At 43.0% G+C, this 15,565-nt stretch carries 7 protein-coding genes (1 of these 7 only partly in view); 3 read left to right on the top strand and 4 right to left on the bottom strand.

Features of this window, described 5'->3' with window-relative positions; all coding sequences use genetic code 11:
- Positions 1-1,260, top strand: partial view of a M23 family metallopeptidase gene (locus tag N5852_RS01485; RefSeq protein ID WP_262098613.1) — the 3' portion only. Its footprint begins 705 nt before the window's first position; 1,260 of the gene's 1,965 nt are visible here — the last part of the coding sequence; the start codon falls outside the window, past its left edge; it ends in the stop codon at positions 1,258-1,260.
- A gap of 105 nt (positions 1,261-1,365) precedes the next feature.
- Here N5852_RS01485 and coaBC read toward each other — a convergent pair whose 3' ends face one another.
- The 3 genes from coaBC to ubiE form a co-directional block, all read right to left on the bottom strand.
- Complete coding sequence (gene coaBC, locus N5852_RS01480; protein ID WP_262098611.1) at positions 1,366-2,607, bottom strand: bifunctional phosphopantothenoylcysteine decarboxylase/phosphopantothenate--cysteine ligase CoaBC; 1,242 nt, start codon at positions 2,605-2,607, stop codon at positions 1,366-1,368.
- 63 nt (positions 2,608-2,670) lie between these two features.
- On the bottom strand, positions 2,671-4,251 hold the full coding sequence (gene ubiB / locus N5852_RS01475) for a 2-polyprenylphenol 6-hydroxylase (RefSeq protein WP_262098610.1): 1,581 nt from the start codon (positions 4,249-4,251) through the stop codon (positions 2,671-2,673).
- Positions 4,251-5,048 (bottom strand): bifunctional demethylmenaquinone methyltransferase/2-methoxy-6-polyprenyl-1,4-benzoquinol methylase UbiE, encoded by a 798-nt coding sequence (gene ubiE, locus N5852_RS01470; RefSeq protein ID WP_262098609.1) that lies wholly within the window; start codon positions 5,046-5,048, stop codon positions 4,251-4,253. The genes ubiB and ubiE overlap by 1 nt, the downstream gene beginning before the upstream one ends.
- A gap of 552 nt (positions 5,049-5,600) precedes the next feature.
- Between ubiE and upp the strand changes: the two genes are divergently transcribed.
- Complete coding sequence (upp, locus tag N5852_RS01465; RefSeq protein ID WP_262098607.1) at positions 5,601-6,230, top strand: uracil phosphoribosyltransferase; 630 nt, start codon at positions 5,601-5,603, stop codon at positions 6,228-6,230.
- A gap of 261 nt (positions 6,231-6,491) precedes the next feature.
- Here the strand turns inward: upp and N5852_RS01460 are convergent, their stop codons facing one another.
- Positions 6,492-9,716, bottom strand: coding sequence for an autotransporter outer membrane beta-barrel domain-containing protein (locus tag N5852_RS01460; RefSeq protein ID WP_262098606.1), 3,225 nt, complete (start codon positions 9,714-9,716; stop codon positions 6,492-6,494).
- A gap of 920 nt (positions 9,717-10,636) precedes the next feature.
- Here N5852_RS01460 and N5852_RS01455 point away from each other — a divergent pair.
- The gene (locus tag N5852_RS01455) at positions 10,637-15,415 is read left to right on the top strand and encodes an NAD-glutamate dehydrogenase (RefSeq protein WP_262099652.1); all 4,779 of its coding nucleotides are present in this window, start codon (positions 10,637-10,639) and stop codon (positions 15,413-15,415) included.
- Positions 15,416-15,565: the final 150 nt, after the last annotated feature.

The raw sequence follows: 15,565 nt of genomic DNA, 5'->3' as shown, positions 1-15,565 counted from the left end.
TCTGTTAGTTTTAACGACACACTTGATGTACGGGTTTTCCAAGAAAACGTATCGATCGCCATGGGCTCAATCAATCGCCAAGCCACTGAAAATTATTCAGAAGATATTTTACCCTTTATCCGCAATGAAAAGATAATCGATATTTTGAACCGTGCTAACTTTAGCGGCTCTGATGCGAATCGTATTGCTGATGCCATTGGTGCGATGGTGGAGGATGATGAACTTATTGCCGGTAGTATTTTGCGTCTTGGCGTTGAAACCGACAAAACCGGAAAAAGAACGATTGTCCGCGCAAGTATTTACCAAGACAAAAAGCATATTATGAGTATCGCCCTTGATGACCATGATAATTTCATTCGTTGTAAGGAACCCGAAACCACTGCACTTTTAACCTCGGCTCTTGATGGTGACATGCCGATTATTCGCGTTTCTGCTGATAAATTGCCAACGGTCTATGATGCGGTCGTGCAGTCTGCTCTTTCTTATAATATGGGTGAAGATGGTGCACGACAATTAGTGCGTATGTTAGCCAATGATATTGATATGCAGTCCAATATCGCGGTTACTGATTCATTAGAGGTTTTTTATCCAAAACCAGATAAGACTTTTGGCAACAGCAGCCCCGAGATTTTATACGTTGCCGCGACATTTGGTGATATGGTGAAACGCTACTACCGCTTCCAATCACAAGATGGTAAAATCGATTATTACGACCGTGAAGGGCGTAACTCCAAACAATTCTTATTAAGAAAACCAGTTCCCAATGGGGTGTTTCGCTCGCCGTTTGGCCCAAGACGCCATCCGATTCTTGGCTATGTGCGCATGCATACCGGTGTTGACTGGTCGGCACCACGGGGAGCACCAATTGTTGCTGCCGGTGATGGTATAGTGTTAAAAGCAGGCTGGAGTAGCGGTTATGGTAACCACACAGAAATCCAACATGCCAACGGCTATATTAGCAGTTACTCGCATCAAAGTGCCTTTGCAGAAGGGTTAAAGCCCGGCATGCATGTACGCCAAGGTCAAGTAATCGGTTTTGTTGGCTCTACCGGACTTTCAACTGGCCCACATCTTCATTACGAGATTGTTGTTAATGGCACTAAAGTCGATCCAATGCGTATTCGCCTTCCTGATGAAGAATCTCTTCGCGGCGATGATCTTATCGCTTTCAAACGTGAACGCGATCATATTGATACTTTAATGAAAAATGGACCACGCAGCACGCAAGTGGCCTCATCAGCCCCACTTTCAAATTCATAAGCTGAAATTGAGTTATTTTTGCATTATCGACAAAATGAAGGGCGGTTATACCGCCCTTTTACACATATGTGATCATATAAGATAGAGAAGAAACTTATTAAACTATCATCCATGAGCCGCAAAATAATCGGCTATTTTTTCGGCTAATTTTTCGGCCACCTGCCACTTATCAAGAAGCGGCCATTCTTCAACCTTATCCTTTTGCACAATATAAATATGATTCTGATCGCCGCCCATAATGCTTTCGCCCTTTTCATTAATTGAAACATCATTGGCGATAATCCAATCCGCAGCCTTTTTTTCTAATTTTTTTTGAGCATTGCTGATCAAATCATTGGTTTCGGCGGCAAAACCAATAACCAACTTTGGGCGATTATCGCCATGTGCAATCGTTGCAAGAATATCTGGGTTTTGTACCAAGGAAAGAGTAAGGCTATCTTGCCCTTGCTGCTTTTTCATTTTTTGATTTTTTGGGCTATCCATGCGCCAATCTGCAACGGCTGCAGCAAAAATAGCAGCATCCGCCGGCAAAGCAATCTCAACTTGCTGCAGCATTTCATGAGCTGTTTCTACATGAATAGTTTGAATATCCAAAAAAGGAGTTTTTTGCAGATCATTCACGGTAACGGGACCAGAAACGAGTGTTACCTTAGCGCCCAAATGACCAAGAGCCTTGGCTATTGCATGTCCCTGTTTTCCCGAAGAGCGATTGGCAATATAACGCACCGGATCAATTGGTTCATGGGTGGGGCCTGATGTCACAATGATATGACGGCCAGATAAGGGACGGTTGTCTTTATCTAATAAAATATTTTTTGCAGCCTCAACAATAGTTAATGGCTCACTCATGCGGCCAAAACCATTTTCATGGGCTTCAGCCATTTCACCCTTTTCAGGCCCAATAAAGAAAAAACCATCATCTTGAAGGATTTTAAGATTTCGCTTGGTTGCTGGATTTTGCCACATCATCGGGTTCATGGCTGGCGCGCAAAGGATTGGGCAATTTCGCGCCAAAATTATTGCACCAGCAAGATCATCGCCGATACCTATTGCCATTTTTGCCATGCGACTTGCGCTACAAGGTGCAACAATAATAAGATCATGATTGCGAGCAAGGCGGATATGGCCAACATCTTGCTCATCAAGCCGCGAAAAAAGATCAGTGTAAACGTGATTGGCACTCAAAGCACCAGCCGCTAATGGTGTAATAATTTCTTGTGCAGCCTTTGTCATAACAACAGTGACATTTGCGCCATTTTCTCGTAAGCGGCGAATAAGATCAAGGGATTTATAGGCGGCGATACTACCGCCGATAATTAATAATATTTTTTTATCGTTTAAATCCATTGCATACACGCCTTATGTGGTTGTCTATGACTTATACAGCCAAAGCCACTATTGAAATAGAAGCTAAAATATCATTCTTAAGGTGATATAAAGGATGCAAGCGGCAATAATATAAATGGCATAACGCATGAACCGTCCGCTGCGTGATTGATAGCGAGCAAGACGCTTTAAAGTTGCCTCATCAAGAACAATGCCATGTTTGGACATATGTGCCATGCCGGCAGTAATGTCATCAAAACGCTTGGTAAGTTCTGGCGTTTTGCGCACGAGATCGGTTACTGCAATGGCACTATCGCGCAAATCCTTCACTAAACCTAAAGGCCCTAAATTTTGCATGATCCAGTCAGATACTACAGGATCGGCAGCTTTCCACATATTAAGATGAGGATCTAGGGTGCGCGCCACTCCTTCAACCACAACCATAGTTTTTTGTAAGAGAATAAGTTCTGGCCGCGTCTCCATATCAAAAAGCTCGGTCACTTCAAAAAGCAGCGTCAAAAGCCGTGCCATCGAAATAGTTTCGGCCGATTGGCCATGCACTGGCTCACCAATCGCGCGGTTAGCTTGTGCAAAACTTTCGATACTGTGATGCGATGGTACATAACCTGCTTCAAAATGGACTTTTGCAACGCGGTAATAATCGCGTTTAATAAAACCATAAAGAATTTCAGCAAGATAACGCTTTTCTTTTTTGCCAAGTCGACCGGTAATGCCAAGATCAACCGCAACAATAATACCATCCTTATCGACAAATAAATTACCCGGATGCATATCGGCATGAAAAAAACCATCGCGCAAAGTATGGCGTAAAAAAGATTGAATAAGGGTGACCGATAAGGCCTCAAGATCAAAACCAGCTGCAACCAAGGAATCACGATCCGACATTTTAATGCCGTCAATCCATTCCATCGTCAAAACATCACGGCCCGTGCGCTCCCAATCAACCGTTGGAACGCGAAAACCTGGATCATTTTTAGTATTTTCGCCAAGTTCCGAAAGAGCCGCAGCCTCTAAGCGCAAATCCATTTCAAGGCGGGTTGTCTGTTCAAGATTTTCAACTACTTGAACGGGGCGTAACCGCCGCGATGCTGCAACATAACGCTCTTGCGTTCTTGCTACGAGGTAAAATCCTTCAAGATCTTGGGCAAAACGGCGACGAATACCAGGGCGAATAACCTTAACCGCCACTTTTTTACGGTTGCCATTGTCATCCAAAATCCAAGCCGGATGCACCTGCGCCATTGATGCGGCGGCAATTGGTTCGCCAAATTCAACAAAAAGATCATCAATCTTGCGGCCAAGCGAGCCTTCAATTTGCGCGATGGCTTCAGCTTGTGGAAAGGTTTTGACCTTATCTTGCAAGAGCGATAAGTCATCGGCAACATCACGGCCAACAATATCAGGACGGGTTGCTAAAAATTGTCCAAGCTTGACATAAGACGGGCCAAGCCTATTCATTGCATTAGAAATACGCTCGGAACGCTCGCTATTTTTTGCACTACCACGTGACATCCATTTAGCAACACGATGACCTAAGGCTGGCAACCCTGTTAGTCCATCGGCTGGAAGGGCACTTAACACACCTTCACGAGCAAGAACATAACCAGCCCGCATCAAACGCAAGGATGCAAGAAATTTTGACATTAAATTTTCCAGCCTGAGTGGATGGCGGCAATGCCACCAGTGAGATTGCGATAACTAACCTTCGAAAATCCAGCCGTGCGGATCATGTCAGCAAAATCATCCTGTCGCGGGAACTTACGAATAGATTCGACAAGATAGCGATAGGAATCGGCATCTCCTGCAATCATTTGCCCAACGCGCGGAATACCATGGAAAGACCAAAGATCATAAACCTTGTCAAGAATTGGCAATTCAACTTCAGAAAATTCAAGACACATGAAGCGACCACCCGGCTTTAACACTCGGAAAGCCTCAGAAAGGGCTTTATCAATATGCGGCACATTGCGGATACCAAAGGCGATCGTATAAGCATCAAATTGACGGTCATCAAAGGGTAGCTTTTCTGCATTGGCTTCAACAAAATTGCAATGATTAAGCAACCCCTTTTTCTCGGCGCGCTCACGGCCAACTTCCAACATTGAGCCGTTAATATCTAAAACCGTTGCATGGGCATGACGGCCAGATGCTTCAATAATTTTAAATGAAATATCGCCAGTACCACCTGCAACATCAAGCACTGTCCAACCATCAAGATGCGGTGGTGATAGCCATGCAACCATGGCATCTTTCCATAAACGATGCATACCTACCGACATTACATCATTCATAATATCATATTTACGGGCAACAGAATGAAAAACACTATTGACCATATTCTGTTTTTCTTCTTCTTTTACAGCTTTAAAGCCAAAAGAATTTTCCATACCACCAAGTGAGCCCACACGGGAATTGCTATCCTTGATATCTTCGGTTGCCATTTTTAAAAACCCTTTTGATATGTTCTCACCATGCCCAAAATCATCACTAAAAAACGCGTTTTTACCCTAGAAAAACCAAAAACGAGTTCTTTTACAAAGCCTTTTAAATGGGCACATCTTTAAAAGCTATAAACTTGATGAAATTGCCTATCTTATCTAGTGAATGCGCAAAACAGCAATGAAATCCATTATAGCAATGTTTCACTTTTTCATCAAATTCAAATTATTTATTCTATCTACTATAGACTGCACTGAACTGCAATGCTCGATAAAAGGCAATGACACATAAGCCGCGCTAAACCTTAATTGCTTTTTTTGCATATCAGTGCAAATGCAGAAAACAGCCATTAATTTTAACGCCAAATTTATTTTAAAATATTTATATTAAACCATGCGTCATTTAAAAACGTGCTAAAGCATGATATAAGATTTTGACAAAATTTACACCTTCTTGAAGATAAATTTTTTAATTTCCATTTGATTTTTAAACCCAATCAAATACGCTCATCATATATAAACTACAATTGCAAACTTAAAACTTAGGAAATAACCGTGTCACAAGTTCATGTTATCTCTCATCCGCTCGTTGCCCATAAACTAACCATGATGCGAAAAAAAGAAACGTCTACTGGTGATTTTCGTCAATTATTGCGTGAAATCGCTTTACTCATGGGCTATGAAGTAACACGCGACTTGCGTATGACCACAACAGCCATTGAAACACCTATGATGGCGATGGAAGCACCGGTGCTTGATGGAAAGAAACTTGTACTTGCCTCAATTTTGCGCGCGGGTGAGGGCCTATTAGAAGGCATGTTGTCGCTTATCCCATCGGCACGGGTTTCCCATATTGGACTTTACCGCGATCATACTACGTTAGAGCCAATTGAATATTACTTCAAAGCACCAGAAGATCTAGGTGAACGCTTGGTCATCGTGGTTGATCCAATGCTGGCGACAGGGCATTCGGCAGCTGCCGCAATTTCACGCCTTAAAGAGCGCGGCGCTGACCAAATCCGATTCGTTTGTGTTTTAGCCGTTCAACAAGGGTTGAAATTTCTGCAAGAAAAACACCCAGATGTTGATATTTACACCGCGTCAATAGATAATGGGCTTGATGAAAATAGTTATATTTTACCAGGCCTTGGTGATGCAGGCGATCGGATGTTTGGCACCAAATAGACTTATCATAAAACACCAAAAGCACTGCTATAGTAACTATAACAGTGCTTTTGACTGAAACTGAACATAGTAAAATTAAAAAGACACAGCCATTTTAGCACGCGCCAAATATTTTTTAGTAAAGAAGATAAGAATAACCAGACAAGCAAAAATCCGGAAGCATTTTGCTAATGGAAGAAAAGCTAGCGCTTGAACATCATTCACCCATATTGATCGTCTTCATTTCTAATCTTATAATTTAGATTGATTTTTTAGCTTTTTTTAAAACTGGTATTTAATTTTTAAACCACCGCCGCCACCTTGGCGTTGCCCAACATAGCCTTGAGCATTTAAATCAATACTTAAAGCCCGGTTGGTAGCAATTGGCTGAAAATTAAGCCCAACTTCAAATATGCCGCTACTACCTTTTAATGACGGCCTATCAAGACTAAATTCATAGGCTTTAGCAGCAATTTTTCCATCAAACTCATATTCATAGGCCGCGCCGATATAGGACTTAAGCTGTGCGTTATAAGCATAAGCATAACGACCACCTATTTGAATACGCGAGCTGGTTGCACTGTCAAAGCGTAGCTTTTCATTTCCAATGCTAACGGTATCGCCATCCATATGTGTCCATAAATAACGGCCATAAATATCAAGCGTTTGCTTCTCATCAAAATTGAAGACATAGCCACCAGCAACATGACCACCATAATAGTGGCTTTTACTATCATATGAACCGCGATAGGTGCCTTCAAGCATGCCAAATGATGCCATATTATTGCCAGCGTCAAAATGGCTGCTAGTACGCCCTGCACGGATTGATGCTTCAATATAGACACCATCAGCTTGATCTGCAGCAAGATTAGCCACATGTCCAAGACCAGTATTTGCAAAATCTAAACGGCCAAAGATACCTACACCTTTATAATTCGTATCACCATCCCCATAAACCGAAGCAAAATTGGTAAAGCTATTAAAGGTATCATAGGTACCACGGCCATATTCAAAAAAAGCACCAAGGGTTGTCTTATGACCTACACCAAATTCAAAACCCGTTGCTACACCAATAGCCATGTTAAAGCCTTTAATATCAACATGACTTCCGGTCTTATTGCGCTGAGATGAGCCATTCATAATCATAAAAGGTATGATTGTTTTTTTCGACCCTTGAGTAAAAGCTTGCCCGCGAATACCGCCTAGCCCCATTGAAATAAGATCGCCACCTTGATTGACAAAACCTAAAGCCGCTGCGCGTCCTTCGGAATAAGATTTAGATTGCGGATTTACCCGTGCAGCATTTTCATTTCTATCTGGCTCAGGTGCGGGTGTCGGCTTTGGTGTAGGCTCTGGCGCAGGTGTATTATCAATTTTTGTACCAATTGTTAGAACAAGAGCTTTATCAGGATTTTGAGTTTGTGTGAGTGTAGCATCATAATAAATGAATTGGCCTTGATAAAAATGCTGAATCATATTGCTGGAAGCCAAAGTACCTTGTGTTTGGCTAATTAATGTGACTGTGTCACCAACATAAAGACGATTGGTACCGCCTTCTTGCATGCCTAAAACTGTATGTGTGGTATTATCCATCTGAACCGGATCTGTTACCGTGATGAGTACATCATTATTTTGAACATCATTTGGCAATGTCCAATTATAATTCTCAAAATTGTAGATACCGTTAACGTGACCACGATAACCAACAAGGTTTAATGTGTTGCCAGAAATAACTTTAGCGAAGTCGTTACTTTCTGTGCCGTCACCATTCACACTTCGTCCACCCCATATAGAGCCGTAAGATGTTATATTGCCACTGCCATCGCGCTCACCAATTTTGATCTCATTGCCCTCTAATGTCACGATATTATTGATAGCCGCACCGCCTAAACCGTCAACTGACGGAGTGCCATTACCTGTACCTGTACCTGTACCTTTGGCGCCGCCGTGGCTATAGCCACCGTAAATATCACCCCAAATCCACGTTTCCCCTGAAATCTTAATACGATTGCCACTAACAATGCCACCCAAGCCACCGTCGCCACCTAAGCCACCGTCGCCAATCAAGCCATTGTTATTACTTTTGCCGCCCATGCCACCAGAACCGCCAATACTCAATCCACCATAAACACTACCGCCGCGAAAACCTGAAGAATTTCCAGCGGCTGCCGTTAACTGTACGTTTGTTAGTGTAACTTCATTGCCGCTCACATTACCGCCTGCACCTCCAATCTGATTAAAGCCACTACCGCCGCCAAAGCTCACCCCACCATAAATGCTGCCGCCACTTAACCCATTAATACCTAATGCACCATAATCGCTATCACCACCAGAACCGCCATTACCCCCAATCAACTGAGCATTTGTTAATATAACTTCATTGCCGCTCACCGAACCACCTGCACCACCAATTCCGGCATCACCACCGCCACCACCTCCAAGGCTCAGCCCACCAAAAACACTGCCGCCGCCCATACCACCAATGCCTCCAGTGCCGCCTAAATTGCCGTTCCCCCCTGCCCCTCCGGTCAATGTGACATCAATCAAAGTAACTCTATTACTTTGCACAACACCGCCGGTACCACCAATGCCTCCACCATCACCGCCGGTACTGCCGAGGCTTAAGCCGCCAAAAATGCTAGCGCCACCAAAGCCGCCATAGCCACCACCGCCGCCGCCGCTACTGCCACCATTGCCACCAGTCGCGCCAGCACCGCCATTACCACCTGCACCACCTGCTAAAATAACATTAATTAATGTAACCTCATTGCTACTTACAGCACCGCCTGTACCACCCCGGCCACCGCTGCCACCAGCGCCGCCAATACTCACACCACCATAAATACTTCCGCCCCCCATACCGCCAACACCACCTGCGCCCCCCATGCCGCCGTCACTGCCTGCACCGCCAGCACCACCAGCACCGCCTGGCCCGCCTTTTAGCTGAACATTGGTTAGCATAATTTGATTGCCGCTCACAGAACCACCTATACCACCAGACACGCTATTAGCACCGCCGCTCCAACCGCTGTCACTTACACTACCAATACTCAACCCACCATAGACACTGCCGCCGCCCATACCACCAACGCCGCCACCCAATGCTGTGTCAGAGCCGCTAACACCGTCAGGCGCTTTATTGCCAACTCCGCTCCAGTCATAGGCAATATTATTCATAATGATTGTGTTATTGATTATATCTTTACCAGCAACGCCATTACCACTTCCAGCTACTCTACCCGCTTCCACATCAATCCCGCCATAAATAACATAAGGCGCGATAACTGAGCCATTATCTGGATTTGTATTCCATGTCACTTTGGTTGCAGCAGTTGCATCACCGATTGTGATTATATTTTCCGTCAATATATTTTGGCTCGTGCCCACATTTTTCCCGAAAAGACTTTTAAATTGACTATTATTACCAGTTGGATCACTAAATAGCTGATTTGTGCTATCTGTCCCACCCGTATAGTTGATTGTATTTTGGGCCAAAGCTTCTGGCATGTTTAGGCCACCAAACACTGTTCCACTAAACGCTAGAGTTATAGCGAAATATGATACCGAACCTTTTAAACTAAAATGTTTACTTAACAAATTCACGATAGCTACTCCCACGTTTAAAATTATAATGTCAACCATCATGCTAAGCTGCCTTCTTAGCACTCAACTTAATTATCAATTTTAAAGATTTTTACATTCACCAAACAAAACAATTTATGTATTATTAAATTTTTTAATACATATTCATATTATAAATAATCAAAATTAAATCCAAAAATAATTATTTATTATTTTTAAATTGCAATAATTGCATATAATAAATTTATTATATTAATAAAAATCCAAATTATGTAATGAATCTTTTAAATATTCTAAGATTTATTGGATAATAAGATTATCTTGCGAGTTTAGATAGAATAGCCGCAATGAAAAACAACTGACAGGTTCAAAATTATTTTATGCAAAACGCATGATAAAAAACTAATATAAACTTATAGAATATTTAAAGATTTCGGCACTTATTTTAGAATAAATTAAAAGTTTGAAGATGATTAATCGCAAGATAGATTACTGTTTCTACAACTTGCTAAATATGATTAAATTTTAGGCATTAATTTAAATACTATATTTATCATTTTTTTGTGATTTATTGACTAATAAAAGTAAGTTTTTAAAACTCATCACGATAAAGCCCTAATTACAGGCCTTAAATCAATATGTTCGCATATTTTTATAAGAATTTGCCGTCAATAAAGCATTGGCGAAAAATTAATCAGATTGCCTTATATGTAAGCAATCACTATAGTCATTTGCAGAATCTAATTTATGGCTAATAACGACTGCCATTTTTCAAGTTAGATGATGCGGATAAACAGGATCATTGGGAGATTGAATTGATCATGACATCGGGTGCAGCGCCATTAATGCACAAAGAAATCAAGCTAACAAATATAGATAAAGCCAATGCGGCGTTTGAAGCTTTGTTGTTTGAGCATGTTCCAGAAGAAGATATTACAGCTTATGCATCAGGAGAGCTAGCCAATGCGGCGCTCATTGCCCAAAAGGCGCTTCTTGCCCATGAAAATGGTGCTTCGCTTATTCGCATAGATAATGATGCGTGCAATCGTTCTGGTGAGCCGGTTAGCATTATTACCCTTGTTAATGACAATAAGCCCTTTTTGCTTGATTCTGTCATGGCTGAAATTAGCGAAAACACCCCATCAATCTATCTTGTTTCTCATCCAGTTATTGATGTTGCACAAAATGATGATCAATCTTTAAGCGTTAGCCGTGAAACAGCAAGCGGCCCTGCCCCAAGAGGCAAACAACGCAAGAGCTTGATGCAAATCCATGTACCGCTAATGCTGCAAGAGCAAAGCGACACATTAAAGCAAGGCTTAAGTGATGTATTAGAGCAGGTGTCTGCTGCGGTGCGTGATTGGCAACCAATGCTTGACACGCTTGATGATGTTGCTCGTCATTACCGCGCCCACCACCCTCGTGGTCGCAGCGGTGATGCCGAGCGTGTTGCTGATTTTTTAAATTGGCTAAAAAATGATAATTTTACCCTGCTTGGCATGCGCGAATATCACCTTGATAGCGATAAAACCAAGAAAGCCAATAAAGGCGAAGCTAATCTTGGTGAAGCAAGTACCGAACTTGGCATTTTAACCGATGCATCCATTCGTGTTCTGCGTGAGCATGCAATGGAAGAAATCACCCGTGAGGCTTTGTCCTTCTTGGAAAGCCCTGACCTGATGATTGTGACCAAAGCGCGTATCCGTTCGCGCGTTCATCGCCGTGTCTGGCTTGATTACATTGGCGTTAAATTATTCAACGATCAAGGCGATATTGCCGGCGAATTACGCCTTGTTGGCCTTTTCACCGCACCTGCTTATACAAGCTCTGTTTTGCGTATTCCTTATTTGAAGCCCAAAGCTGAAGCGGTTATCAACCGTCTTGGTTTTAATATGGAAGACCATTCTGGCCGCAGTCTCATCAACGTGTTGGAAGGCTATCCGCGCGATGAAATGTTTCGTATTGACGTTGATACATTAACGAACAATGTGGAACAAATTCTTGAGCTTGGAGAGCGTCCGCGCGTCCGCGTTCTTGCCGACCCCGATCCATTTGGCCATTTTGTATCAGTGCTTGTTTTTGTGCCGCGCGACCGCTATGACAGTAAAGCACGCGAAAAATTAGGCCAATATCTCATCAAAGTTTTTGATGGCGACTTTTTTGAATTTTATCCGCTATTTTTAAATAATGGTCTAACTCGCGTCCATTATATCATTCACCGTAAGGGTGGATCTGTTCCTGAATTTTCACAAGCAAAAATTGAAGAAGATGTTAGTGGACTTATCCGCAATTGGGAAGATCGCGTCCAACTTGCTGCCAGCAAAAAGCGCATTAATATGGATACTGTTCGTCTTGCGATGGATTTGCCACAAAGCTATCGTAACAGCTTTAGTGCTGATAGTGCCTTGCTTGATGCGGCTGAAATTCAAAAGCTTTCAAAAAACAATCCGCTTGAGGTTAATTTCTATCATCACATAGAAGAAGAGCCGCAATTTGTTTCACTAAAATTATTCCATCTTGGCGATGCGCTTGAACTATCACAGCGCGTACCCTTGTTGGAAAATATGGGCTTCCGCGTCATTGCCGAACAAACGTTAGAATTGCACAACGGTGCTGGCGAAACCGTATTCCTTCATGATATGGAACTTGAAAACGCCCATAAAACCAAGGTTGATCTTACAAAAATTGGCAAAAAATTGGCTGAAGCTTTTGAAGCCATTTGGGCAGAAGATGCTGATGATGATGCGTTTAATGGCTTAATTCAATCAGCTGGGCTTGATTGGCGCGAAATAGTTATCATGCGTGCTTATGGTCGTTATTTGCAGCAAGCTGGTATTCCTTATTCACAGGATAACCTTGCACGCGCGCTCAATAACTTCCCCAATATTACCCGCGATCTTTATAGTCTTTTCCGCCTGCGCTTTGATCCTACTTGCCCTCATCATGGCAATGAGGCAAAAGAAACTGAAGTACGTGATCGTATTGAGCTCGAATTGCAAGATGTGCCAACCCTTGATGATGATCGTATTTTACGTTCATTCCGCACTTTGATAGCGGCAAGTTTGCGCACTAATGCCTATAAGCGCGAAGCTGATGGTAGCGAACGCAAAACCCTTGCCTTCAAGCTTGATCCGCATTTGATTGATATTTTACCTGATCCGCGTCCATATCGTGAAATTTTTGTTTATGGACCAGCGGTTGAAGGTGTGCATTTACGCTTTGGCCCTGTAGCGCGTGGTGGTCTACGCTGGTCTGATCGCCGGCAAGATTACCGGACCGAGGTTCTTGGTCTTGTCAAAGCCCAGCAAGTTAAAAATGCGGTGATTGTACCTGTTGGCTCAAAAGGTGGTTTTTATCCCCATCACTTGCCAGTAACCAATGACCGTGCTGCCATTGGTGAAGCTGCTCGCCAAGCCTATATCATCTATATTACCGCCATGCTTTCCATCACCGATAATATTATTGATGGCAAGGTCGTTGCGGCAAAAGATATTATCCGCCATGATGGTGATGATCCATATTTTGTTGTTGCTGCTGATAAGGGTACAGCAACATTTTCAGATACGGCTAATGCCATTAGTGAAGCCAATGATTTCTGGCTAGATGATGCCTTTGCCTCCGGCGGTTCTGCTGGCTATGACCATAAAGCCATGGGCATTACCGCAAAAGGCGCTTGGGAAGCGGTAAAACGCCACTTCCGTGAGTTTGATCACGATATTCAAACCCAAGATTTTAGTGCAGTTGGCGTTGGCGATATGTCAGGTGACGTATTTGGCAATGGTATGTTGCTATCAACCAAAACTCGCCTTGTCGCGGCTTTTGACCACCGCGATATTTTCATTGATCCAAATCCTGATACCGATGCAAGCTTTGCTGAGCGTGAGCGGTTGTTTAACCTACCTCGCACAAGCTGGCAGGATTATGATAAGCAAAAAATCTCAAATGGCGGCGGTGTTTACTCCCGCTCGCTAAAAACCATTACCTTATCCCCAGAAGCTGCTAAAGCTATTGGCTTTAACAAAACGAGCGGCACGCCGTTTGAAATCATCAATGCTATTTTGCAAGCACCTGTTGATCTTTTATGGTTTGGCGGTATCGGTACTTATATTCGCGGATCAGGTGAAAATGATGCGCAAGTTGGCGATCATGCTAACGATGCTATCCGTATTACCGGCTCACAAATCCGAGCAAAAGTGGTTGGTGAAGGTGCTAATCTTGGCATGACCCAGCGCGGCCGCATTGAATATTCAATGAAAGGTGGACGTTGCAATACCGATGCAATTGATAATTCTGCCGGCGTTAATTGTTCTGACGTTGAAGTGAATATCAAAATCGCATTAGCAAGCGCCATGCGCCAAGGTAAACTGAGCCGTCCTGATCGCAATATTTTGCTAAAAAGCATGACCGATGACGTGTCAAACCTTGTTTTGCGCAATAATTATTTGCAACCGCTAACCCTTTCTTTAGCGGAAAAACGCGCAGTGATTGACTTGCCTTATCAAATCCGCTTCATGCATGATTTGGAACGGGTAAAACTGCTTGATCGCCGCGTTGAAGTCCTACCAGATAATGAAGCCTTGGCTGATCGCCAAGCAAAGAGAATTGGCTTAACCCGTCCCGAATTATCGGTTATCATGGCTTATGCTAAGATTACTTTGCAAGCGGAAATTGCAACCAATCCACTTTCAGAAGATCCATATTTTGAAACTGCATTGTTTAATTATTTCCCACCAGCAATGCGCGAAAAATATGCCGAGGAAATCAGCAACCACCAATTACGCCGCGATATTATTGCAACATTGCTTGCCAATGATGTAGTTAATCGTGGTGGGCCGACATTTGTCAATCGCTTACAAGACAAAACTGGCCATTCAGCCGAATCGGTTATTCGCGCCTTTGTTTTGGTGCGCGACAGTTTTGACTTAAATTCGCTTTATGCTGAAATTGATGCGCTTGATAATAAAGTACCAGGCCTTGTGCAAAATAGTTTCTACGCGGCTATTTCGCGCATGATGTTTGCAGTTACCAGCTGGTTATTACAAAATGTCAAATTGGATAAGCCATTAAATGAGCATATCCAGTCAATGACCGAAGCACGCATGGCTATTGAGCCGCAATTGGAAACGCTAATCCCTGATTATATGCGTGAACAAATGATACAAGTAGCAGCAGAGTTTGAGGCACAAGGCGCACCAAATGCTCTTGCTAAACGCCTTGCAATGCTGGAAACGGCATCAGTTGTACCTGACATTGCTTTGGTAGCCTATCAAACTGGTTCCGACCTTATTCGTGCAGCACAAACTTATTTCAAACTTGCTGAAATATTCCGTATTAACCGCATTGAAAATGCTAGCCGCACCATACCCGTGGTTGACTATTATGATGGCATGGCGTTGGCGCAGGCCAATGATAGCATTATTGATGCGCTGCGCCGCATGGTGATGAAAGCCTTGCGTGACTTTAACGACGCTGAAAATCCAGCCCAAAGCTGGCTTGAAGCCGAAGGCAGCCATGTTGAAGCTATCATTAATCGGATGAATACACTGATTGAGGGGGATCTTAATATTTCTCGCTTTAGTGTTGCAGCAGGCATGATGGCAGACTTGGTGCGTAAAAACAGTTAACGAGAATAGAATAAAATTGAGTCGAACCACTACTGGTCGTATTTAACCAGTAGTGGTTCAATTTTATACCAAAATGGAAAATATCTATATTTTTTCACGGCAGCCCGAATGCGACAGCGAAAACTATATGGCAGTTAAGATTGTCATCAG

The organism is Bartonella sp. HY328 (assembly GCF_025449335.1).
GTDB lineage: Bacteria > Pseudomonadota > Alphaproteobacteria > Rhizobiales > Rhizobiaceae > HY038.
The sequence above is the reverse complement of the archived record's forward strand: the minus strand, read 5'-3'. Positions and strand labels throughout refer to the sequence as shown.